The following is a 21,433-nucleotide window of genomic DNA, read 5'->3' as shown; positions in this document are numbered from 1 at the left end:
CGGGCGCTCGTCTGCGTTCACGGATCGTCCCGGCGCCGCTCGCCGTCTCGGCGCCCGTCGCCGGGGCCGCCGTACACTGACCGCATGGTGGACGTGGAGCTGACGCTCGTGGGCAAGCCGGGCTGTCATCTCTGCGATGACGCGCGGACCGTGGTCGAGCAGGTGGTCGCCGACCTGGGCGCCGAGGCGTCGGTCGCCGTCTCGGAGGTGTCGATCCTCGACGATCCCGAGCTGCACGAGCGCTTCGTCGAGGAGATCCCGGTGGTGCTGATCGACGGGCGCGTGCACACCTTCTGGCGGGTCGATCCCGTGCGGCTCCGGCGGGCCCTCCTCGATCGCGGGTGAGCCTCGACCGGGCCGTCCGGACGGAAGCACGACCGCGACGTCCCTCTGACGGGGGACAGGACGGCTCGCGATAGCTCGCCTCTCGCCCTTACCCTCGTGAGGGGGGAGTGCGCTCCTCCGTGCGCGGACGCAGATCGTCGCCCGTGGAGGAAGGAACCGCCATGCCGTCATCCCGCCGACTCGCCCTGCCCGCCGCCGCTCTCGCGGCGCTCGTGCTCGGCCTGGCCCTCCCCGGAGCGGCCGTCGCGGCCCCCTCCGCCTCGACGGTCTCGACCACGGTCGAGCAGCCGGCCGCGACGACCATCCCCGGCGTGCCGGAGGATCCCGAGCAGCCGGGCGACGGCGGCTCCGACCCCGTTCCCGGCGTCCCCGAGGAGCCGTCCGTTCCCGGAGTGCCCGAGGAGCCGGCAGAACCCGAGCAGCCCGCTCCCGTCGACCCCGCGCCCGTGGACCCCGCGCCGGTCGATCCGGCACCGGTCGACCCCGCGCCCCAGCAGCCGAGCCAGCCCTCCACCGGCGGCGGATCCACCGGCGGTGGATCGACCGGCGGTGGATCGACCGGCGGCGGCTCGACCGGCGGCGGCCAGCAGGGCGGCTCCGGCGGCGGTCAGCCCTCCACCGGCGGCGGATCGTCCTCCGGCGGCTCCGGCTCCGGCGGCGGCACCACCGGCGGAGCGACGTCCGGCGGCACCTCCGGCGGCGGCACCACAACCGGCACCACCACGTCCGGCACCGCCGGCTCCTCCGGTGCGGGCGCCGTCACTCCGGCGGCGTCGGCCCCCGGACGCACCGAGCTCGGCACCTCGACCGAGGGCGCGAAGCCGGCGGCCGGTGCCGCGACCGCGGACGTCTTCCTCACCCGCGAGCTCGCCGTCCAGCCGGAGGCGCTCACCGTCGAGCTCGCCCGCTTCTACGGCGTCGGCTTCTCGTACACCGGCTTCGCGAGCGGCGAGGCCGTCTCGGCGGTCCTCCGCGACCCGAACGGCACCAAGACCCCGCTGACCCTCGAGGCGGGGAGTGGTACCGCGACCGTTCCGACCGCGCTGATCACCAAGTCGGGCGCCTTCACGGTCGACCTCACGGGCGACCAGGGCTCCGCCGCCAAGGTCGTCTTCCGGCTCGCGCCCTCCACCGGCAACGGCCTCCTGCTCGAGCCGCGCGAGCTCGGCGACGGCAGCACCGAGGCGCCCCGCGGCGCCGTCTGGGGCTTCGACGCCGACGAGGAGGTCGCCGTGGGCGCCTTCGAGACCTCCGGGGCCCGCGCCGACCTGGCCGCCGGCGACGTCGCCGTGCAGTCCGACTCCATCGGCTGGGCAGAGCTGGCGCTGGGCGACGCGGTCATCGCCGACCCCGACCCCTCCGTCTACTGCGTCGTCGCATTCGGCCGCGAGTCGCACCGCACGGCAGCCGTGACCGTCTCCTACCGTGACAGCGACACCACGGCCGCACCGTGGGAGGCGCAGCAGGTCTGCGGCACCGCGATCAGCGCCGCGCGCACCGCCTTCATCAGCACGGCCGCCTCGGCGGGACCGGCCGGCATCACGCCGACCACCGCGCTGATGATCGGCGGCGGCGCGGTCGCCGCGTCGCTCGTCGCCTGCGCGGCCGTCCTGGTCGTGATGCGCCGCCGGCGCATGAACACGGACCTCTTCATCGGCGGACCGCTGCCGCGCACGCAGAGCGACTGACGCGTCCGGAGGACGAGGGAAGGCCCGCGGGACGCGATCCCGCGGGCCTTCCCTCGTCCTCTCCCGGCGCTCAGCCGGCCGCGGTGAAGCGGAGGAGGATCGTCCGCGCCTCCGGCCGCAGCTGGAAGTCGGGCCACACGTCCGGACCGCACGCGCGGGAGCCCAGGCCGTGCTGGGCGGCGTCGATCACGAGGACCGCGCGCTCCGACTCCGGCAGCTCGTGCGGGTGCGCGGCGGCCGTGATCTCCTGCGGCGTGTGCCGCGCCAGGGTGAAGCCGGGGAGGCGCCCGTGCAGGTCGCGCGCGGCTTCGATGCGGAGCCGGGGCGAGCCCGCCTCCGTCAGCGTCAGCTCGCGCACGCTGCTGCGGTGACCGCTCTCCTGCGGGCGGGCGTACGGAGTCGTCAGCCGGTCCATCTCCGCCGTGAAGCGCCCCACCCGCGCGGCCCGGAGGCTGTCGGGGTAGGACTCGAGCGGGCCGGTGCCGAACCACTCCGCACCGTCGATCGACGCGGGCAGGTCGATCCGGATGCCCAGCCGCGGCCAGACGGAGTCCCAGCCCCGGGTCGGCACGAGGTCGACGCGGAGGACCGTGCTCTCCCCGCCGACGCTCCAGCGCTCCTCCATCAGGAGTCCCGCATCGAGGTCCGCGGCCGAGAAGCGGGTCACGCGGCGGAGCCCGGCGGAGGCGTCCACCTCCTGCACGCGGCCGACCAGGCGGTCGAGTCCGGCCTCGCGCCAGCGGGCGGCGGAGGAGGGGGCCGGCATCCCGCGGCCGTCGCCGTCGTACGGGTCGCCGGTGACGTAGCCGGGGAAGCCCGCGCCCTCGTCGTTGTCGGTCGGGGCGCGCCAGAGCTCGGCGCGCGGTCCGTCGACGGGCAGGCCGGCGAGGGAGGCGAGCCGGCCGTCGCGGAACCGCGCGACTCCGAGCGCGCCGCCCTCGAAGGGCGGAGCGGCGCGGACGGCACGGGTCCACGCGGGCACCGCCGACGGCACGGCGAGGAGGTGCTGACCGGTGGAGAGCACGTGGCCCTCCTCCGCCCAGGCGGTCGAGGCGTCGAGGACCGCGTCGACGGTGAGCCAGGTCTCGCCGCCGGGGCGCACCTCGAGCGGGGGGAGCTCCACGTGCACGGCGTCGCCGGCCGCGATGACCGGGGCGTCGAGCACTCCCTCCGCGGTGACCCGCCCGTCCCGCTCGACCCGCCACGCGAAGCGCAGATCGGCGGTGGAGGCGTCGTGCCGGCGGTTCTCGATGACGACGCCGTCGCCACGGACCGTGAGGCGCACCGGAGCGACGATCTGCTTCCACTCGAACAGGCCCGGGCTGGGCGTGCCGTCGGAGAGCACCATGCCGTCCATCACGAAGTTGCCGTCGTGCACCACCTCGCCGAAGTCGCCGCCGTACGCGTAGTACTCGACGCCCTCCGGCGTGCGCGCCCGCAGGCCGTGGTCGCGCCACTCCCAGACGAAGCCGCCGTGCAGCCGCGGGAAGCGGTCGACGAGGTCCTCGTACTGGTCGATCGCTCCCGGGCCGTTGCCCATCGCGTGCACGTACTCGCAGAGCAGGAAGGGCTTGGAGCGCTGCCGAGCGGACTCGCCGGGGGAGCAGCCGAGCAGCGGAGTGAGCGAGCCGTCGGTGCCGATCCGCTCGGTCTCGGGGATCGAGGAGTACATCCGCGAGTACACGTCGGTGTACGCGCCGGTGTAGTCGCCCTCGTAGTGGACGGGGCGCTCGGGGTCGCGGCCGTGCACCCAGGCGGACATCGCGGCGAGGTTCGCGCCGGTGCCCGCCTCGTTGCCGAGGGACCAGAGCACGATGCTCGGGTGGTTCTTGTCGCGCTCGACGGTCCGCTCGATGCGGTCGAGGTAGGCCTCGCGCCAGGCGGGGTCGTCGCTGGGGTTGCCCGCCCAGCCGACCCGCTCGAAGCCGTGGGTCTCGAGATCGCACTCGAGGACCACCCAGAAGCCGAGCTCGTCGGCGAGGTCGAGCAGACGGGGATGCGGCGGGTAGTGGCTGGTGCGGATGGCGTTCACGTTGAAGCGCTTCATCATCGCGAGGTCCTCGCGGGCGGAGTCCTCGTCGAACGCTCGACCGCGGTCGGGGTGCGTCTCGTGGCGGTTGACTCCGTGGAAGACGACGCGCTCGCCGTTGACCAGGAAGCGGTCGCCGCGGATCTCGACCGTGCGGAAGCCGAGCCGCAGCGAGACCGTCTCGCCGGCTGAGGCGAGCGTCGCGTCGTAGAGGTGCGGAGCCTCCGCCGACCACGGCTCGACCTCGGGCACCTCGATCGCGGCGATCTCGTCCGCCGAGGCCCAGACCGTCTCGATCCCGAGCCCGGGCACGCGCAGCGTCAGCGGGAACGCGTCGGCCGCGGCGGTCACCTCCGCCTCGATGCGGCCCGCGCCGCCGGCGAAGGAGGAGCGCAGCCACACGTCCTCGATCCCGCCGACGGGGCGCGCGAGCAGGTGCACCGAGCGGAAGATCCCCGGCAGCCACCACTGGTCCTGGTCCTCCACGTAGCTCGAGGCCGACCACTGGTGCACGCGGACCACGACGAGGTTCTCGCCCGGGCGGACGACGCCGGTGACGTCGAACTCCTGCGCGAGCCGGCTGCCGGAGCCGATCCCGATCTCGACGCCGTTGACCCAGACGCGGTAGCGGGACTCGACCCCGTCGAAGCGCAGGACGACCGCCTCGGCGGAGTCCCACTCCTCCGGGACCACGACGGTGCGGCGGTAGTCGCCCGTCGGGTTCGCGTCCGGCACGAACGGCGGCTCGGTCGGGAACGGGAACTGCACGTTCGTGTAGACCGGCAGTCCGTAGCGCCCGTCGCCCTGCAGCACCCAGTGCGAGGGCACCGGCATCAGGTCCCAGCCGGAGTCGTCGAACGACTCGTCCCCGACGGCGTCCACGCCCTCGCCCTCCGGCAGCACGCCGGCGCCGCCCGGGGTCCCCGGAGCGGCGGGGAGCAGGCGGAAGCGCCACTCCCCGTCCAGCGGGAGCGCCGGGGCGTCGGTGTGCAGCCACGAGCGGGGGGCCCGGCGGCGGCCGGAGCCCGGTCCGGTGTCCGTCAGGTAATGGGAGGTCGTCGGGGGAGTCGTCACTTCACGGAGCCTTCCGTCAGGCCGCCGCGCCAGAAGCGCTGCAGCACGATCATGGCGATGCCGAGCGGGATGATCGACAGCAGGACGCCGCCGGTCGTCAGCTCGTAGAACTCGGGCAGGCGGTCGACCTGTCCGAGCCAGTTGTTCAGTCCCAGTGTGATCGGGAACAGGTTCGTGTCCGAGAGCATCACCAGGGGCAGGAAGTAGTTGTTCCAGATCCCGACCAGCTGGAAGAGGAACACGGTGACCAGCGCGGGAGTCAGGATGCGCAGTCCGAGCGTGTGGAAGATCCGCAGCTCCCCGGCGCCGTCGATGCGCGCCGCCTCGATGATCGCGGTGTCCACCGTCGCCTGAGCGTAGATCCGGCAGAGGAACAGCCCGAACGGCGAGACGAGCGAGGGGATCAGCACGCTCCAGTAGGTGTTCGCGATGCCCATCTGGCTGAAGAGGAGGAACAGCGGCAGAGCGGTCGCGGTGCCCGGCACCAGGACGCCCGCGAGGATCGTCCCGAACACGAGCCTGCTGCCGCGGAACTCGTACTTGGCCAGCGCGTAGCCGCCCGCCGCGGCGAGGTAGGTCGCGAGCAGGGCGCCCACTCCGGCGTAGAGGACGGAGTTGAGGAACCAGCGGACGAAGATGCCGTCGCCGTAGGTCAGCACCTGCGTCAGGTTGTCCCAGAGCGCGAACGTCGGGGCGAACCAGAAGCCGTAGGTGGCGAAGAGGTCCTCGGTCGTCTTGGTCGCCGCGACGACGACCCAGTAGACGGGGATGAGGAAGTAGACCGCCACGACGACGAGGATCGCGGTGACGATGATGGTCGAGGCGCGGTTGCGGCCGGCCGAGCGGTCGGGCCCGCGTCCGGCCTTCACGGGGCGGTCGGCGGTGACGACTCCGGTGGTCGTGGTCGGCGGGGTCTCGGTGCGGCTCATGACGACCTCCTGTTCGAGATCGAGAGGAACGTGAAGGAGAGCAGGAACGCGACCAGCGCGATCAGGACGGCCTGGGCGGCGGCGACGTTGTAGTCGTTGTAGGCGAAGGCCGTGGTGTACGCGCTGAGGTTCGGCGTGTACTGGCTGTCGATCGCCGGAGCGACCGTCTTCAGCACCTGCGCCTCGGCGAACAGCTGGAGCGTTCCGATGATCGAGAAGATCGTCGTCAGCACCAGCGCGGGGCGGATGAGCGGCAGCTGGATGCTGCGGGCGACGCGCCAGGTGGAGGCGCCGTCGACCTTCGCCGCCTCGTAGAGCTCGACCGGGATCGCCTTGAGCTGGGCGACGATGATCAGCATGTTGTAGCCGGTGTAGCTCCAGAGCGAGATGTTCGCGATCGACCAGAGCACCGTGTCCGCACCGAGGAAGTCGGGCTGGAGCCCGACCACGTTCGCCGCGTCGATGAGCGGGCTGAGGCCGGGCACGTAGAGGAACGACCACAGGATCGTCGCGATCACTCCGGGCACTCCGTAGGGGAGGAAGTAGGCCGCCCGGAAGAAGCCGGGGAACTTCGCCGACGCCGACTCGAGCATCAGCGCGAGGACGGTGCAGAGGGCGATCATCACCGGCACCTGGACGATGCCGAAGAGGAACATCCGCCCGATGGAGGCGATGAAGTTGCCGTCGGCGAGGGCCTGCGCGTAGTTGTCGAAGCCCGCGAACCCGCTGGTGACCCCGGCCTCGCCGAAGAGGCCGGAGCGCGTCACCTTCGTGAAGCTGGAGCCGACGGCGACGACGATCGGGACGATGAACGTGAGGACGAACAGGGCCAGGAAGGGTCCGAGGAGGATCCACGGGGCGCGGGCGACCGCGCGGCTGCGCCGGGGCGCGCCCGGCGTCCGCGTGGTGGCCGCGACTGCGGCGGCGGCGGGGGAGGTCGTGGTGGTCATGCGGAGGCCCTCCTGATGCTCAGGCCCTTGTTCTCGAAGACCGTGATGATCTGCTGCTCCGCCTCGGCGACCGCGTCCACGAGCGAGAGCCCGGACGCCTTCTTCCGGAAGCCGTCGCTGAGGATGTTGAAGGACTGCTGCGTGACGGGCCACCAGGACCAGTCCGGGTTCTGCTCCTTCGATGCGGGCACGAGGACGTCCTCGTTGTAGTTCTGCCCGCTGAAGAAGTCGCTCGGACCCTTGCGGGCCGTGCCGATCTCGCCGACCGCGGGAGACCAGCCGATGCCGCTGTTGGCGATCATCGCGTCGATGCCCTCCTGCGTGGTGGTCATCCAGACGGCAAACTCGATCGCCTCCTCCGGGTGCTTGCTGCTCGAGAACACCGCCGCGGTCGATCCGCCGAGGAAGCTCGAGCCGAAGCCGGTGTCGCCCCAGACGGGCATGGGAGCAGCGCGCCACTTGCCCGCGCCTCCGCTGACCCCCTCGATCAGGGCGTCGCCCCAGCTGCCGGTGGCGCAGGAGGCGATCCCGCCCTTCGCCGCGGCCGCGAACCACGCGGGGGAGTAGGCGCCGTAGCCGGTCTGCACCAGGTCCTGGTCGATGGCCGTGTCGAAGAAGGAGGCGACGCGCGTCGTGGCGTCGTCGGTCATGTCGATGACCCAGCCGTCCTCCTCCGGGCGCAGCCACTGCGCACCGGCCTGCGTCGCGAACGCGGCGAAGACCGAGGCGTCGGCGAGGGGGAAGCAGTCGATGTAGGAGCCGGCTCCGCGCAGCTCCGTCGCCACCGCTGCCCAGTCGTCCCAGGTCGTCGGCGGCTCCGCACCCACCTTCCCGAACACCTCGGGCTGGTAGAAGAGCGCCATCGGGCCGCTGTCCTGCGGGATGCCGTAGACGCCGCCGGTGTAGCTGACCTGGCCCCAGAGCGTGGGGTCGTACAGGTCGCGGTACTGCTCGACGCCGTACCGGGTGAGGTCGACCAGGCCGTTGACGAGCATGAACTCGGGGACGGAGCGGATCTCGACCTGGCCGAGGTCCGGCCCGCCGCCCGCGGCGAGGGCCGAGTAGAGCTTCTGGTACCCGCCCGCGTTGCCGCCGGGGATCCAGACGGCCTCGACCTGGATCTCGGGGTGCGAGGCGTTCCAGACGTCGCAGACCTTCTGCAGGTCCTTCAGCCAGCCCCAGTACTGCAGGCGGACCGGGCCGGTGGCCGGGGCGATCGTCGGCGCCGTGTTGACCGAGACGGTGCCCGGTGTCGCGCAGGCCGTCAGGCTCCCGAGTGCCGCGGTGCCGAGACCGGCGGCGATGAGCTGTCTCCGGGTGAACGGATGCATCTTCCCTCACTTCGTCGTGGTGGAGAGCCGGGGAGTCTCACCCGGCGATGATCGGGACGCTACCACGAATTCGAGTAGGTACTCGAAATTGGCGGCACTGCTCCTCCGCCGCCGCTACGCTGGCCGTTCGAGGGGCACGGCGAGGCGCCTCCAGTGCTGAGGAGGGGTCGATGGCGGAGGCGACGAGGCGACGTGGCCCGTACGCGAAGTCGGCCGAGCGCCGCCGCGCCATCATCGAGGCCGCCCACCAGGTCTTCGCCGCGCGGGGCTACGCCCGCGGCTCCCTCCAGGAGGTCGCCGACCGCGTCGGGCTCAGCCAGACGAGCCTCCTGCACTACTTCCCGTCGAAGACCGACCTGCTCTTCGCGGTCCTCGAGCACCGCGACCTGATCACGGGCGACGGTTCCTCGCCGCCGGACCCGGAGGAGGGGCTGGTCGCCGGCATCCTGCGGCAGACCCGCTACAACGAGACGGCGCCCGGAGTGATCGAGCTGTACGCCGTGCTCTGCGGCGAGTCGACGACGCAGGAGCACCCAGGGCGCGACTTCTTCGCCGCGCGGTTCCGCCGGCTCCGCAGCGAGTACACGGCCGAGCTGCGCGAGCTCCAGGCCGCCGGGCGCCTGCGCGAGGGGTCCGATCCGGAGCGGGTGGCGGCGTCGATCATCGCGCTCTGGGACGGCGTGCAGCTGCAGTGGCTGCTCGAGCGCGACGCGGTGGACATGGTGGCGTGCCTGGCCGACTACCTCGACCTCGTGGTGCTGCCGGCTCCCTAGCCGCTGGCGCGAGGGAACCCCGGCCCGTCGAGGGGACCCGCCGTCCGCGGCGGTCTCGATGGTCCGGGGTTCCCGCGACCGTAGTGCGCGCCTAGGGCAGCAGGCGGGTCGGGCCGCGGAACAGGTAGGTGACCTCGCGGAGGTTCGCCTGGTTCAGCATCAGCATGATCACGCGCGAGAGGCCCATGCCGAAGCCGCCGTGCGGCGGGACGCCGTAGCGGAAGAAGTCGAGGTAGAACTCGAGCTCCTCCGGGTCCAGGCCCTTCTCGCGGGCCTGCTCGACGAGGACGTCGACGCGGTGCTCGCGCTGGGCTCCGGTCGAGATCTCGACGCCGTTGTAGATGAGGTCGTAGCTGTTGGTGATCGTCCCGTCGCCCTCGCGGCGCATGTGGTAGAACGGCCGGATGCTCGACGCGTAGTCGGTGAGGAACACGAAGTCGTGCCCGAACTCCTCCTGCACGTAGGCCGCGATGCGGCGCTCGCCCTCGGGGTCCATGTCGTCGTCGGCGCGGGGCACCTCGTAGCCGCGCTCGGCGACGATGCGCTTGGCCTCGGCGAGCGGGATGCGCGGGAACGGCGTGGTCGGGACGGTCAGGTCGATGTCGAAGAGCGCCTTGACCTCGGCGCCGTGCTTCTCGACGACGGCGGTGAGGCCGGCGACCATCAGCTGCTCGTGCAGCTCCATGACGTCCTCGTGCGAGTCGATCCAGGAGACCTCGGCGTCGACGCTCGTGAACTCGGTCGCGTGACGCGAGGTGAAGCTGGGGTCGGCGCGGAAGGCGGGGCCGACCTCGAAGACCTTGCCGAAGCCGGCGGGCTGCGCCATCTGCTTGAAGAACTGGGGGCTCTGCGCCAGGTAGGCCTTCGTCTCGAAGTACTCGACCTCGAAGAGCTCGGCCCGCGACTCCGAGGCGCTCGCCATGAGCTTCGGGGTGTGGATCTCGATGAAGTCGTGCTCGATCCAGTACGTGCGCAGCGCGTGCTCGAACGTGGTCTGCACACGGGCGATGAGGTTCTGCTCGGGACGGCGCAGGTCGAGGAAGCGCCAGTCCATGCGCTTGTCGATGCCGGAGTCGGGCGCGATCGGCGCCTCCGGGATCGATGCCGCGACGACCTCGAGCGTCTCGAGCTTGACCTCGATGCCGCCCAGCTTCACGCGCTCGTCGTGCTTGAGCGCGCCGGTGACGGTGATGAAGGAGCCCTGGGCGAGGCCGGAGATCTCCTCGGTGATCGCGAGGCGCGCAGCCGACGCGTCGTCGCCCTCGACGGCCTCGCGCACGGCCGGGTTCACCAGCTGCACGGCACCCGACTCGTCGCGCAGGACGACGAACTGCACCTTCTTCTGGTCGCGCACGGTCTCGACCCAGCCGGACACGCGGACGGGTCCGTCCTCGAGCGCGGCGAGCTTCTTGACAGTGGTTCGGGGGAGGCGGGTCTCGTCGGTCACGGTAGGGGAGTCTACTCGGGGGCCGCCGGGCGGGCGCGGAGCAGGAGCACGCGCCGGCCCGCGGCCTCCGGCGCGGCACGAAAGGGGGTCCAGTCGGTCCCCCTGCGTGCTCCGGCGTCGGGCTAGCATCGCGGAGCGAGCGCGCGGGCTCGAGAGGATCCGAGGGGGATGTGCCATGGCGGGACCGGGATTCGCGGTCATCGACTTCGAGACGACGGGGGTCCGTCCCGAGCGGGGCGACCGCGTCATCGAGGTCGCTGTCGTCCATCTCGATGCGGAGGGGCGCTTCGAGGCGGCGTTCGAGACGCTCGTGAACCCGGACCGCGATCTCGGCGCGCAGAGGATCCACGGCATCTCGGCGCGCGAGATACTGGACGCACCGTCCTTCGCCGCGATCGCCGCCGATCTGCTGGCACATCTCGACGGCCGGGTGGTCGTCGCCCACAATGCGAGCTTCGAGCGGCGGTTCCTGACAGCGGAACTGGCCCGACTCGGCGTCGAGACGGCACTCTCGAGCGAGATGCTGCTGTGCACGATGCAGCTCGCACGCGAGTTCCTGCCGGGTGCGGGGCGCTCGCTCGCCGACTGCTGCGCCGCGTTCGACATCCCGCTGGAGAACGCTCACCGAGCCGTCGTCGATGCGACCGCCACGGGCCGCCTGCTCGCGGAGTACATCGCCGTCTCCGGTGGTCGCGACCGCTGGGACGATCACCTGAGAGAGGCACTCGCCTACGGCTGGCCTCCTGTTCCGCGGAGGCGCACACTGTGGACGCCCCGACCCGCGACCGCCGTGGCTCCCGCCTCCTTCCTGGAGCGCGTCGTCCAGCGGATGCCCGACCACTCCGGACCCGTGGAGCACGGCGAGTACCTCGCCCTCCTGGACCGCTGCCTCCTGGACCGCGTCATCTCGGCGCACGAGGAGCGCGAACTGGTCACCGCGGCCGACGACCTCGGAATCGGTCGTGCGGTCGTGCGGGTCCTCCACGACCGCTACTTCGACGACCTGACCGCGGTCGCCTGGTCGGACGGCGTCCTCGCCGACGACGAGCTGATGGACCTCGCGACTGTCGCCGATCTGCTCGGCATCGATCACGAGCGGCTCGTCGCGGCCACGGAGCCGCGGGACGCCGTCGAACAGCCCGCGCCCGTCGTCGACCGCTTCTCGCTCGAGCCGGGCGACCTCGTCGTCCTGACCGGGGAGATGCGCCGGACCCGCCAGGAGTGGACGACCGTCCTCGAGGACTGCGGGCTGATCGCCCACCCCGGAGTGACGAAGAAGGTCAAGCTGGTCGTCGCCGCCGATCCCGACTCCCTGTCCGGCAAGGCGAGGAAGGCCCGCGACTACGGGATCCCCGTCGTGAGCGAGGACGGCCTCGCCGCCCTCCTGCGCGCATGAGCGCCGCACTGATCACCGGCGCGTCCTCCGGCATCGGCCTCGCCTTCGCCCGGGCGTTCGCGCGCCGCGGCTGGAGCCTCGTCCTCGTCGCCCGCAGCGAGCAGCGCCTCCAGGAGGCGGCGGCCGGACTGCGCGGCCTCGGCGCCGCGGCGGTCGAGGTCCTGCCCGCGGACCTCGGCGACCGCGAGCAGGTCGAGAGCGTGCGCGCGCGGCTCGTCGATCCGGCTCGTCCGGTCCGCGTCCTCGTCAACAACGCCGGCTTCGGGATCGACGGGACCTTCGCCGAGCCGGACGTCGCCGCCCAGGACCGCGCCTTCGAGGTGATGGTGCGCTCGGTCGCCGTGCTCTCGGGCGCGGCGGCCGAGGCGATGACCACCCGCGGCCGCGGCGCGATCCTCACGGTCTCGAGCGTCGCGGGCTTCGTGCACCTCGGCCCCTACTCCGCGGTGAAGGCGTGGGCGACCGCCTTCGCGCAGTCGCTGGCCGTCGAGCTGCGCGGCACCGGCGTCCGCTCGGCCGCGCTCTGCCCGGGCTGGGTGCGCACCGAGTTCCACGAGCGGGCGGCGATGGACACCTCCTCCATCCCCTCCTTCCTCTGGCTCGACGCGGACGCGGTGGTGGAGGAGTTCCTCCGCGACGTCGCGCGCGGCTCCGTCGTCTCGGTGCCGTCGCTGCGCTTCGGGGTCCCGATGGCCGTGGTGCGGCACCTGCCCGGACCGCTCGTGCGGCGGCTGTCGGCGGCGGTCTCGGCGCGCCGCTGAGGCTCCGCTCAGGTCCGGCTCAGGCGACCCTTTCCCGGCGTTCCCCCACGCCGCGTTCCGTACACTTGACGCTCGTGGTTGCCGATCAGATCCATCTCGTGCGGCACGGCGAGGTGTTCAACCCCGACCGGGTCCTCTACGGACGACTCCCGAACTTCCGGCTCTCGGATCTGGGCCACCGCATGGCCCGCTCCGCCGCCGACGACCTGCTCGAGCGCCGTCGCCACGTCACGGCGCTGATCGCCTCGCCGCTCCAGCGCACGCAGGAGTCCGCGCAGCCGATCTCGCAGGCGTTCGAGCTCGAGATCCGCACCGATGAGCGGGTGATCGAGCCGAGCAACCGCTTCGAGGGGAAGTCCCTCGCCGCGCGCAGCTCCGCCTTGCGGAACCCCAAGCACTGGCCCTGGCTCCGCAACCCCTTCGAGCCCAGCTGGGGCGAGCCGTACCTCTCCATCTCGGCGCGGATGTACGCGGCGATCGAGTCGGCGTGGGAGAGCACGGAGGAGGGCGACGCCGCGATCGTCAGCCACCAGCTCCCCATCTGGACGGTCCACCGCGCCCTCGCCGGCGAGCGCCTCTTCCACGATCCGCGCAAGCGCCGCTGCGCCCTCTCGAGCATCACGACCCTCGAGCGGCGCGGGGACGGCTTCGTCGAGGTCGGCTACTCCGACCCGGCCGCCGGCCTGCAGGGCCTGGCCACCGACGTGGGAGCGGTCTGATGCGCCGGACGGGGCGGCTCCGCGCAGCGGGCGTCCTCGCGCTGGCCGCCGCGCTCGCGCTGACGGGCTGCTCCGAGGATCCGCTCGCCGACCAGTACCGCAACGGCAGCAACAAGGGCTACATCTCGGGGGACGGCACCGTCACCGAGATCGCCGCCGCCGACCGGGACGACCCCATCGTCTTCTCCGGCACCGACGAGACCGGCGCCACCATCGACTCCGCCGACCTCGCCGGGCAGGTCGTCGTCGTCAACTTCTGGTACGCCAGCTGCGCCCCGTGCCGCGCCGAGGCCGCGGACCTCGAGACGGTGAACACGGAGTTCGCCGACAAGGGCGTGTCGTTCGTCGGCGTCAACGTGCGCGATCAGGCCCCCACCGCGGCCGCCTTCGCCGACACCTTCGGGCTCGGCTACCCCTCCATCGTCGACACCGACTCGTCGGTGCAGCTCGCCTTCACCGGCACCGTCCCGCCGAACGCCGTGCCCACGACGCTCGTCCTCGACAGGGAGGGGCGCGTCGCGTCGCGCATCCTCGGCCAGCTCCAGGAGGCGTCGATCCTCTCGACCCTCGTGGGCGACACGCTCGCCGAGGAGGAGTAGCGGCGTGGGCGACATCGTCGTCAGCGGTCAGCTCCTGCTGGCCGTGCCGATCGCGCTCCTGGCCGGGCTCGTGTCCTTCGCGTCGCCCTGCGTGCTCCCGCTGGTGCCCGGCTACCTCGCCTACGTCGGCGGATTCACCGACGCCGACGAGCGTGCGGCCCGCGGACGCCGCCGGGTCGTGCTGGGCGTCCTCCTCTTCGTGCTCGGATTCTCGCTGGTGTTCGTCCTCTACGGTGCGGCGGCGGGCACGGTCGGCTTCTGGCTGCGCCAGTACACCGACCTGATCACCCGCGTCCTCGGGCTCGTCGTGATCGCGATGGGGCTCGTCTTCATCGGCCAGTTCTCGTTCCTCCAGCGCACGCTCCGGCCCGGTATCCGTCCCGCCACCGGGCTGATCGGAGCGCCGCTGCTCGGCATCGTCTTCGGCGTCGGCTGGACGCCCTGCCTCGGCCCGACGCTGAGCTCGATCCTCGCCCTCAGCTACGGCGTGGGCTCGCCCTGGCGCGGCGCCCTCCTCGCCCTGGTCTACTGCCTCGGACTCGGCATCCCCTTCCTCCTCGTCGCCTTCGGCTTCAGCTGGGTGACCAGCACGCTCGCCTTCGTGAAGCGCCACATCCGCGTGGTCAACATCCTCGGCGGCGCCGCCCTCGTCCTGATCGGAGTCCTGATGGTCACGGGCATCTGGAACACCCTCGTCTACGGATCCCTCTCGGCGGTGATCGATGGCTTCCAGCCGGCGATCTGAGCCCGAGGAGAGCACGCGCCGCCCCGACGAGGCCGCGCAGCGGAGGACGGACGCCTCCTTCCGCCCCGCCGACCACTACGACTCCGACGGCACTGTCACGCAGCCGGCGCTCGGGTTCACCGGCTGGCTCCGCTGGATGTGGCGCCAGCTCACCAGCATGCGCACGGCGCTGTTCCTGCTGCTGCTGCTGGCGATCGCGGCGGTCCCCGGATCGCTCGTGCCGCAGCGCTCCTCCGACCCCAACGGCGTGACCCAGTACTTCGTCGACAACCCCGACCTCGCGCCCCTGCTCGACAGGGTGCAGGCGTTCGACACCTACACCTCCGCCTGGTTCTCGAGCATCTACCTGCTGCTGTTCATCTCCCTGATCGGCTGCATCGTCCCGCGCACGCGCCACCACTTCCAGGCGATGCGGTCGCGGCCGCCGCGCACCCCGGCACGCCTGCAGCGCCTCGCCGGCTACACCGTCCGCGAGGTCGAGGGCGCGACGGAGGAGGAGGCCGTCGCCTCCGCCCACTCCGTCCTGCGCCGGGCGGGCTACCGCGTCGAGCGCTACGACGACCCGCGCGGCCGCTGGTCGAGCGTCTCGGCCGAGCGCGGCTACCTCCGCGAGACCGGCAACCTGGTCTTCCACTCCGCCCTGGTCGGCATCCTCGTCGCCGTCGGAGTGGGCGGCGGGTTCGGCTACAGCGGGCAGCGCGTGCTGGTCGAGGGCTCCCAGGGGTTCGCGAACAACCTCGCGGCCTACGACTCCTTCAACCCCGGCCGCTTCTTCGACAGCAGCCAGCTCGACCCGTACCAGCTGACCCTCGACAGCCTCGACGTGAAGTACGAGGAGAAGAACCAGTCGGCGCTCGGCCAGCCCGTCGACTTCACCGCGAACGTCACGACCTCCGAGCGCGGCGGGGGCACCGAGGACCGCACGATCAAGGTCAACGACCCGCTGGCGATCGGCGGCACGAACGTCTACCTCCTCGGCAACGGCTACGCCCCGACGATCACGGTCCGGGACCCCTCGGGCCGGGCGATCTTCACCGACTCTGTGCCGTTCCTCCCGCAGGACGCGAACCTGACCTCCGTCGGCGTCGTGAAGGTGCCGGACGGGCTCTCGGAGCAGCTGGGCCTCACCGGCTTCTTCTACCCGACGCAGGACACGCTGGCCTCCGGGGCGTCGACCTCGATCTTCCCCGACCTGCAGTACCCCGTGCTCTCGCTGAACGTCTTCGCGGGCGACCTCGGCCTCGACGGGGGAGTGCCCACATCCGTCTACGTGCTCAACACCGACTCGCTGACCCGGCTCACCGGCGGCACCACCGGCGTCGCGCCGATCACCCTCAAGCCCGGCGACACGGCCGAGCTCCCGAACGGGCTCGGCAGCGTGACCTTCGACAACACGGGCGCCGACCCGACGCGGATCGGCACCGACAGCGTCAAGCGCTTCGCCTCGTTCGACATCCACCACGACGCGACCCAGGGCTGGGTGCTGCTCTTCGCGATCCTCGTGCTCGCCGGACTCCTCACCTCGCTGTTCGTCCCGCGGCGCCGCGTGTGGGTGAAGGCGACCGCCCAGGACGACGGCGGCCTCCTCCTCGAGTACGCGGGACTCGCCCGCGGCGAGGACCCCCAGCTGGTGCGCGCCGTGCGGACGATCGCCGACCGGCACGCCCCGCTCGACTGACCCGGCTCCCGGACGCGCCGGAGACCCCTCCACAGGCGCCGCCCGGCTGGGCAGGGGCCGAGTCTGTGCAAGCGCGAAGGGGCGGGCGGGGCGGCGAGCGATTACCCTGAGGAGGTGATCGCGACCCTCTCGCAGTACTCGGTGCTGTGCCTCTCCTCCGCCATGGGCATCTACGCCATGGCGTTCGTCTTCTTCGCGATCGACCTCGCCCGCCGCGCCTCCCTGGCCGACGGCGAGTCGATCGAGGTCGTGCAGGAGGCGGAGCGCGTCGCCTCCGCGGCCGCCGCCGACCGCGCGGCCAGCGGCAAGGCCACCGTCGCCGCCGCAGGCTCCGGACGCACCGCGACTCTCTCCCGCATCGGCAGCCGCGTCGAGGACGAGGTCTACCGCGCCCCCGCCCGCTCGAAGACCATGCGCATCGGGTTCTCGCTCACGCTCCTCGGCTTCGTGCTCCACCTCGGCGCGACCGTCCTCCGCGGCGTCGCCGCCGGCCGCGTCCCCTGGGCGAACATGTACGAGTTCTCGATGACCGGGACGCTCATCATCATCGGCGTCTTCCTCGCCGTCCAGCTGCGCTGGGACCTCCGCTTCCTCGGAGCGTTCATCACCGGCCTCGTCCTGGTGCTCCTCGGCATCGCGACCGTCAACTACTACGTCGCCGTCGTCCCGCTCCCGCCGGCACTCCAGTCCTACTGGCTGGTCATCCACGTGCTCGTAGCGATCCTCGGCACCGCGTTCTTCGCCCTCGGCTTCGCGCTCTCGGTCACCCAGCTCCTCCAGGCCCGCCGCGAATCCTCCGGCGACAGCCCCCGCTCGGTCCTCCGCTTCCTGCGCACCCTGCCCAGCTCCCTCACCCTCGAGAACCTCGCCTACCGCGTCACGATCCTCGGCTTCATCCTCTGGACCTTCACGCTCATCGCCGGCGCCGTCTGGGCCGAGAAGGCCTGGGGCCGCTACTGGGGCTGGGACACCAAGGAGGTCTGGACCTTCATCATCTGGACCATCTACGCCGGCTACATCCACGCCCGCGCCACCCGCGGCTGGCGCGGCACCCCCTCCGCCTGGCTCGCCATCGTCGGCTTCGCCGCCGTCATGTTCAACTTCGGCGTCGTCAACGTGTTCTTCAAGGGACTCCACGCCTACTCCGGCCTCGACACCGGCATGTAATCGGGTCGGCGGGGCCTGGTGGGGCCCCTCGCGGCGTTGTCGGCGACGAACGTAGCTCCGCTACGCCCGACCCCTCCGCCTTGCGATCGGGTCGGCGGGGCCTGGCGGGGCCGCTCGCGGCGTTGTCGGCGACGAACGTAGCGCCGCTACGCCCGACCCCTCCGCCTTGCGATCGACCCCACCAGGCCCCGCCGACCGCTTACCAGGACACGAACGAGGACGGCTCCGCTTCGCGGTCGCCGCGGGAGGCCTCCGCTTCGCGGTCGGGTCTGGCCGGGCTCCGCTATGCGGTCGGGTTCGTTGGGCTCCGCTACGCGGTCGCGTTCGTTGGGCTCCGCTTCGCGGTCGGGTCCGGGTGGGCTCCGCTACGCGGCCGGGTTCTGATGAGCTGGGCTTCGCGGGAAGGCCGGGGTAGACGGCGGTCGACGGAACATGCTGATCGGGTAACACGCGCAGCGCGCGTATCGAGATCCCATGGCGCGAACGCGGGGAGCGGGCCGGTCGAGTTTCCGCAGATGGACGCGCAGGGGGGGCGGCGCCTGCTGATCGAGTAGCGCGCGGAGCGGGCGTTTCGCGGACAGGGGGGCACGGACGGGCTGCGGGCGGATCCGTGCCTGTCGAGTGGCGGTGGTGGACGCCGGGGGCGACGGCGGAAGGGTCAGACGGAGGTGACGACGTCGATGAGGTGGGGGGCGAAAGGGGCGTCGAGGGCGAGGACGACGCGGGTGCGGGCGTCGAAGGGATGAACGCCGCGGTAGATGCCGCGGAGGTCGGCGACGGTCTGGCCGCGGCCGGGGCCGTGGGTGGCGTCGACAGTGACGTGGACGCGCGGGGCGGAGGTGAGGGCGACGGCGTCGACGGCGATCGCGGCGGCCATGGGGTCGTGCATGGCAGCGGTGCGCCCGCCGAAGTGGCCGACGTAGAAGTCGAAGTAGAAGTCGAGCGCCTGCCCGATGGCCTGCGCGAGGGGATCGGGCGACGCGAGCAGGACGGCGCGGTCCTCCTCCGTCAGCAGGTGCCGCATGGTCACGTCCAGGGGCACGAGCGTCAGATCCCAGTCGGCCGCGACGACCTCGGCGGCGGCCGCAGGGTCGTGCCAGATGTTGGCCTCCGCCACGGCGGTCACGTTGCCGGGGACCAGCGCGGCTCCGCCCATCACGGTCACCGAGTGGACGAGGGACGCGATCTCCGGGTGCGCACGGAGGGCGAGCGCGAGATTCGTCAGCGGGCCGATCGCGACCAGCCGCAGCTCGCCCTCGTGCTCACGAGCGAGACGGAGGAGGAGGTCGGCCGGATCCTCGTCGACGGGCTCGCCGCCCTCGGGCAGCGCGACCCCGCCGATGCCGTCGTCGCCGTGCACGTGCGGGGATCCGCCGGCGTAGTCCTCCTCGAGGAAGTGGTGCGCCCCCACGGCGACCGGCACGTCGTCGCGGCCGGCCAGCGCCAGCAGGCCGAGGCTGTTGACGGCGGCCCGGCGGGCGTCGGTGTTGCCGCTGACCGTGCTGATCCCGACGAGGCGGGCCCGGGGCGAGCGGAGGAGGTACGCCAGGGCGAGCGAGTCGTCGATGCCGGTGTCGCAGTCGAGGAAGACGGGGACGAACGATGCGCTCACGGTGCTCCGATGCTCGAGGGTGGGGGACGCGTCGGGCACCGGCGGCCGACGCTCCCATTCTGCCGCTCCTCCGACGCGGTGCCCGCCGCCGACGATCAGAGCAGCGCGTAGGAGTCGCGGAGCCGCGCCCGCCACCAGGCGAGCCGCTCCGGCGACACGGCGTGACGGGAGAGGAGCTCCTCCGAGACCTCCACGCGGCCGACGGGGATGCTGCCGTCGACCGGCCGCAGCGGCCGCTCCGTGACGTCCGCGGCGAGGAGGGACGCGGTGCCGAGTCCGCAGTCGAAGGGCAGCTCGGGGAGCGCCGCGGCCAGGGCGGCGCCCATGGCGAGTCCGACCGAGCTGTCGATCGCGCTCGAGACCACCGCCGGCAGCCCCGCCTCGGCGACGAGGGCCAGCGCCCGGCGCGTCCCCCCGAGCGGCTGGACCTTCACGACCAGCAGGTCCGCGGCTCTTGCCCGGGCGACGGCGAGTGGATCGGCGGCCTTGCGGACGCTCTCGTCGGCGGCGATCGGGATGCCCATGTACTTCACCCGGTAGCGCAGCTCCGCCAGCTCGTCGACGCTCGCGCACGGCTGCTCGACGTACTCGAGGTCGGACTCCGCGAGGGCGTGGACGGCGTGCTCGGCCTCGTCGAGGTTCCAGCCGCCGTTCGCGTCCACGCGGATCCGGCCCTCCGGACCGAGCAGGCGGCGGACCTCGACGACCCGGGCCACGTCGTCGGCCAGCGTCTGGCCGCGCTCGGCGACCTTCACCTTCGCCGTGCGGCAGCCGTGGTAGCTCGCGAGCACGGCGGCGACCTCGTGCGGTGCGACGGCCGGGATGGTCGCGTTCACCGGGATGCGGTCGCGCAGCGGTGCCGGCTGCTCGCTCCAGCCGTAGTCGATCGCCGCCCGGAGCCACGCCGCCGACTCCTCTGCGCCGTACTCGAGGAAGGGCGAGAACTCGGTCCAGCCCTCGGGGCCGCGCACGAGCGCGATCTCGCGGTGGTCCACACCGCGGAAGCGGGTGCGCAGCGGCAGAGCGACGACGCGGAGTCCCGCGTCGATCTCGCCGAGGGAGGGGAGCGGGGAGGCGGGCACGACGTCGTCCATCCGGCCATTGTCCACCGGCCGGGGCGACGCGGCGGCCACCCGGGCGCAGGAGGTCGGCGACGCGCGCGCAAGCCCCCGGGGTCCCTCCTCCGAGCGCCCGCCGAGGTGCCAGACTGACGAGGCTGCCGTTGGAGTCCGGAGGAGTGCGATGAGCCAGATGCCGATGAGCCCGCCGCCCGCGCCCGCCCCGGGCCCGACGCAGGGCTCCGTCCCCTCCCACCGCCCGCTCGGCAGGGGCGCCTGGATCGCGCTGGGCACGAGCCTCCTCGTGGGCGTCGTCTACACCGGCGTGCTCGGCACGCTCGTCGCCGTCGGAGTGGGCGGCGCGCTCGACTCCGCCGCCGGCAGCGCGTCGACGAGCGCTCCGTCCGAGCCGTTCGGCGACCCGACGGACGACCCGTTCGGCAGCGGGGACCCGTCCGATCCGCTCTACGACTACCCCGGCTACCAGGACGGCGACGCCGCGACGATCCTCGGCCAGCCGTCCGCGGAGGACGTGCGCGCGAGTGCCGAGAAGGCCGTCGCGGCCGTCGAGGGCGCCGTCCCCGAGGAGTGGACCTCGGCCGACGACGAGTACTACGAGCAGTCGCAGAACGCCTACGGCGGGCCCTCCCTCCTCTACGACTACATCTCGGCGACCGAGTACGCCGCCGCCGACGTCTCGACCGACGCCGACAGGCAGGCGGCGGTCGACCGTTTCACCGCAGCGCTCTCGCCTCTCGGCTTCGACGACGTCGAGGTGGCCGACACCCCCGAGGAGTGGTCGGAGGCGGGCTACGAGCTCGACGGCGACCTCTCGGACGAGGAGGCCTCGGCCGCGCTCTGGATCGTCACCGCCCGCTCATCCGCCGACCTCGTGCCCGCGATCGAGCTGGGCCTCGTCGACCTCGACGCCGATCCGACCGGCCTGGTCGCCGACATGCTCGACGGAGTCGGCCTCTCGCCGGACCCGCAGGGCGCGTTCCTGGCGGGGTACGCGAACGGGGTCCTCCAGGACGAGGACCGCGGCGAGTTCACCGACCGCCTCGAGGAGTACGGCGGAGTCGCCACGACCTGACCGGGCGCTACAAGCAAGCCCGTCCGCCCGCAAGCCCGA

At 72.5% G+C, this 21,433-nt stretch carries 18 protein-coding genes; 11 read left to right on the top strand and 7 right to left on the bottom strand.

Translation table 11 applies throughout. The features are described 5' to 3' along the window. The first annotated feature begins 84 nt into the window (after positions 1-84). Together C5C55_RS07335 and C5C55_RS07330 are read left to right on the top strand one after the other, a co-directional pair. A complete protein-coding gene (locus C5C55_RS07335; RefSeq protein ID WP_104233428.1) occupies positions 85-345 on the top strand; it encodes a glutaredoxin family protein in 261 nt (86 codons plus the stop codon). Between the two features lie 161 nt (positions 346-506). After that, on the top strand, positions 507-2,033 hold the full coding sequence (locus C5C55_RS07330) for a hypothetical protein (protein WP_104233427.1): 1,527 nt from the start codon (positions 507-509) through the stop codon (positions 2,031-2,033). Between the two features lie 70 nt (positions 2,034-2,103). Here C5C55_RS07330 and C5C55_RS07325 read toward each other — a convergent pair whose 3' ends face one another. Genes C5C55_RS07325 through C5C55_RS07310 form a run of 4 tightly spaced genes read right to left on the bottom strand, consistent with a single transcriptional unit; the run spans position 2,104 to position 8,346 of the window. Further along, positions 2,104-5,136, bottom strand: coding sequence for a glycoside hydrolase family 2 TIM barrel-domain containing protein (locus tag C5C55_RS07325; RefSeq protein WP_219812991.1), 3,033 nt, complete (start codon positions 5,134-5,136; stop codon positions 2,104-2,106). Continuing rightward, complete coding sequence (locus tag C5C55_RS07320; protein ID WP_104224857.1) at positions 5,133-6,065, bottom strand: carbohydrate ABC transporter permease; 933 nt, start codon at positions 6,063-6,065, stop codon at positions 5,133-5,135. Before C5C55_RS07320 ends, C5C55_RS07325 begins: the two co-directional genes overlap by 4 nt. Then, positions 6,062-7,015 carry a carbohydrate ABC transporter permease gene (locus C5C55_RS07315; protein WP_104225918.1) on the bottom strand — a complete coding sequence of 318 codons (954 nt, stop codon included), beginning with the start codon at positions 7,013-7,015 and terminating at the stop codon, positions 6,062-6,064. Before C5C55_RS07315 ends, C5C55_RS07320 begins: the two co-directional genes overlap by 4 nt. After that, on the bottom strand, positions 7,012-8,346 hold the full coding sequence (locus tag C5C55_RS07310) for an ABC transporter substrate-binding protein (RefSeq protein WP_104224859.1): 1,335 nt from the start codon (positions 8,344-8,346) through the stop codon (positions 7,012-7,014). The genes C5C55_RS07315 and C5C55_RS07310 overlap by 4 nt, the downstream gene beginning before the upstream one ends. A gap of 170 nt (positions 8,347-8,516) precedes the next feature. Here C5C55_RS07310 and C5C55_RS07305 point away from each other — a divergent pair, with 170 nt between their 5' ends. Continuing rightward, complete coding sequence (locus C5C55_RS07305; protein WP_244230513.1) at positions 8,517-9,119, top strand: TetR/AcrR family transcriptional regulator; 603 nt, start codon at positions 8,517-8,519, stop codon at positions 9,117-9,119. A gap of 91 nt (positions 9,120-9,210) precedes the next feature. Here the strand turns inward: C5C55_RS07305 and aspS are convergent, their stop codons facing one another. After that, positions 9,211-10,566: an aspartate--tRNA(Asn) ligase gene (aspS, locus tag C5C55_RS07300; RefSeq protein WP_244229585.1), complete on the bottom strand. Its 1,356-nt coding sequence runs from the start codon at positions 10,564-10,566 to the stop codon at positions 9,211-9,213. A gap of 175 nt (positions 10,567-10,741) precedes the next feature. Here aspS and C5C55_RS07295 point away from each other — a divergent pair, with 175 nt between their 5' ends. The 7 genes from C5C55_RS07295 (at position 10,742) to ccsB (ending at position 17,631) form a co-directional block, all read left to right on the top strand. Beyond that, a complete protein-coding gene (locus C5C55_RS07295) occupies positions 10,742-11,962 on the top strand; it encodes an exonuclease domain-containing protein (RefSeq protein ID WP_104233425.1) in 1,221 nt (406 codons plus the stop codon). Next, entirely contained in the window at positions 11,959-12,723 is a 765-nt protein-coding gene (locus C5C55_RS07290) for an SDR family oxidoreductase (RefSeq protein WP_104233424.1), read from the top strand. Before C5C55_RS07295 ends, C5C55_RS07290 begins: the two co-directional genes overlap by 4 nt. Before the next feature lie 74 nt (positions 12,724-12,797). Beyond that, positions 12,798-13,442, top strand: a complete 645-nt coding sequence (locus C5C55_RS07285) for a histidine phosphatase family protein (protein WP_104224864.1) — start codon at positions 12,798-12,800, stop codon at positions 13,440-13,442. After that, positions 13,442-14,041 carry a TlpA disulfide reductase family protein gene (locus C5C55_RS07280; protein WP_104233423.1) on the top strand — a complete coding sequence of 200 codons (600 nt, stop codon included), beginning with the start codon at positions 13,442-13,444 and terminating at the stop codon, positions 14,039-14,041. The genes C5C55_RS07285 and C5C55_RS07280 overlap by 1 nt, the downstream gene beginning before the upstream one ends. A 4-nt stretch (positions 14,042-14,045) precedes the next feature. After that, complete coding sequence (locus C5C55_RS07275; protein WP_244230512.1) at positions 14,046-14,786, top strand: cytochrome c biogenesis CcdA family protein; 741 nt, start codon at positions 14,046-14,048, stop codon at positions 14,784-14,786. Beyond that, on the top strand, positions 14,764-16,464 hold the full coding sequence (locus C5C55_RS07270; protein ID WP_104233422.1) for a cytochrome c biogenesis protein ResB: 1,701 nt from the start codon (positions 14,764-14,766) through the stop codon (positions 16,462-16,464). Before C5C55_RS07275 ends, C5C55_RS07270 begins: the two co-directional genes overlap by 23 nt. 162 nt (positions 16,465-16,626) lie before the next feature. Further along, the gene (gene ccsB, locus C5C55_RS07265; RefSeq protein WP_104224871.1) at positions 16,627-17,631 is read left to right on the top strand and encodes a c-type cytochrome biogenesis protein CcsB; all 1,005 of its coding nucleotides are present in this window, start codon (positions 16,627-16,629) and stop codon (positions 17,629-17,631) included. Between the two features lie 658 nt (positions 17,632-18,289). Here the strand turns inward: ccsB and C5C55_RS07260 are convergent. Both C5C55_RS07260 and C5C55_RS07255 read right to left on the bottom strand, forming a co-directional pair. After that, positions 18,290-19,243: a nucleoside hydrolase gene (locus tag C5C55_RS07260; RefSeq protein WP_104233502.1), complete on the bottom strand. Its 954-nt coding sequence runs from the start codon at positions 19,241-19,243 to the stop codon at positions 18,290-18,292. A 95-nt stretch (positions 19,244-19,338) separates the two neighbouring features. Then, the gene (locus C5C55_RS07255) at positions 19,339-20,337 is read right to left on the bottom strand and encodes an o-succinylbenzoate synthase (protein WP_104233421.1); all 999 of its coding nucleotides are present in this window, start codon (positions 20,335-20,337) and stop codon (positions 19,339-19,341) included. 148 nt (positions 20,338-20,485) lie between these two features. Here C5C55_RS07255 and C5C55_RS07250 point away from each other — a divergent pair, with 148 nt between their 5' ends. Further along, positions 20,486-21,394 carry a hypothetical protein gene (locus C5C55_RS07250; protein WP_104233420.1) on the top strand — a complete coding sequence of 303 codons (909 nt, stop codon included), beginning with the start codon at positions 20,486-20,488 and terminating at the stop codon, positions 21,392-21,394. Positions 21,395-21,433: the final 39 nt, after the last annotated feature.

Origin of the sequence: Rathayibacter sp. AY1C2, from assembly GCF_002931195.1 — a bacterium.
Classification (GTDB): domain Bacteria; phylum Actinomycetota; class Actinomycetes; order Actinomycetales; family Microbacteriaceae; genus Rathayibacter.
Note: the sequence above shows the minus strand (reverse complement) of the source record. Positions and strands in the feature narration are given on the sequence as shown.

Excerpts from the sequence above, each read along its gene's own strand:
- C5C55_RS07335 (WP_104233428.1), top strand. The coding sequence starts at position 85 with ATGGTGGACGTGGAGCTGACGCTCGTGGGCAAGCCGGGCTGTCATCTC.
- C5C55_RS07330 (WP_104233427.1), top strand. The coding sequence starts at position 507 with ATGCCGTCATCCCGCCGACTCGCCCTGCCCGCCGCCGCTCTCGCGGCG.
- C5C55_RS07320 (WP_104224857.1), bottom strand. The coding sequence starts at position 6,065 with ATGAGCCGCACCGAGACCCCGCCGACCACGACCACCGGAGTCGTCACC.
- C5C55_RS07315 (WP_104225918.1), bottom strand. The coding sequence starts at position 7,015 with ATGACCACCACGACCTCCCCCGCCGCCGCCGCAGTCGCGGCCACCACG.
- C5C55_RS07310 (WP_104224859.1), bottom strand. The coding sequence starts at position 8,346 with ATGCATCCGTTCACCCGGAGACAGCTCATCGCCGCCGGTCTCGGCACC.
- C5C55_RS07305 (WP_244230513.1), top strand. The coding sequence starts at position 8,517 with ATGGCGGAGGCGACGAGGCGACGTGGCCCGTACGCGAAGTCGGCCGAG.
- C5C55_RS07295 (WP_104233425.1), top strand. The coding sequence starts at position 10,742 with ATGGCGGGACCGGGATTCGCGGTCATCGACTTCGAGACGACGGGGGTC.
- C5C55_RS07290 (WP_104233424.1), top strand. The coding sequence starts at position 11,959 with ATGAGCGCCGCACTGATCACCGGCGCGTCCTCCGGCATCGGCCTCGCC.
- C5C55_RS07280 (WP_104233423.1), top strand. The coding sequence starts at position 13,442 with ATGCGCCGGACGGGGCGGCTCCGCGCAGCGGGCGTCCTCGCGCTGGCC.
- C5C55_RS07270 (WP_104233422.1), top strand. The coding sequence starts at position 14,764 with ATGGCTTCCAGCCGGCGATCTGAGCCCGAGGAGAGCACGCGCCGCCCC.
- ccsB (WP_104224871.1), top strand. The coding sequence starts at position 16,627 with ATGGGCATCTACGCCATGGCGTTCGTCTTCTTCGCGATCGACCTCGCC.
- C5C55_RS07255 (WP_104233421.1), bottom strand. The coding sequence starts at position 20,337 with ATGGACGACGTCGTGCCCGCCTCCCCGCTCCCCTCCCTCGGCGAGATC.
- C5C55_RS07250 (WP_104233420.1), top strand. The coding sequence starts at position 20,486 with ATGAGCCAGATGCCGATGAGCCCGCCGCCCGCGCCCGCCCCGGGCCCG.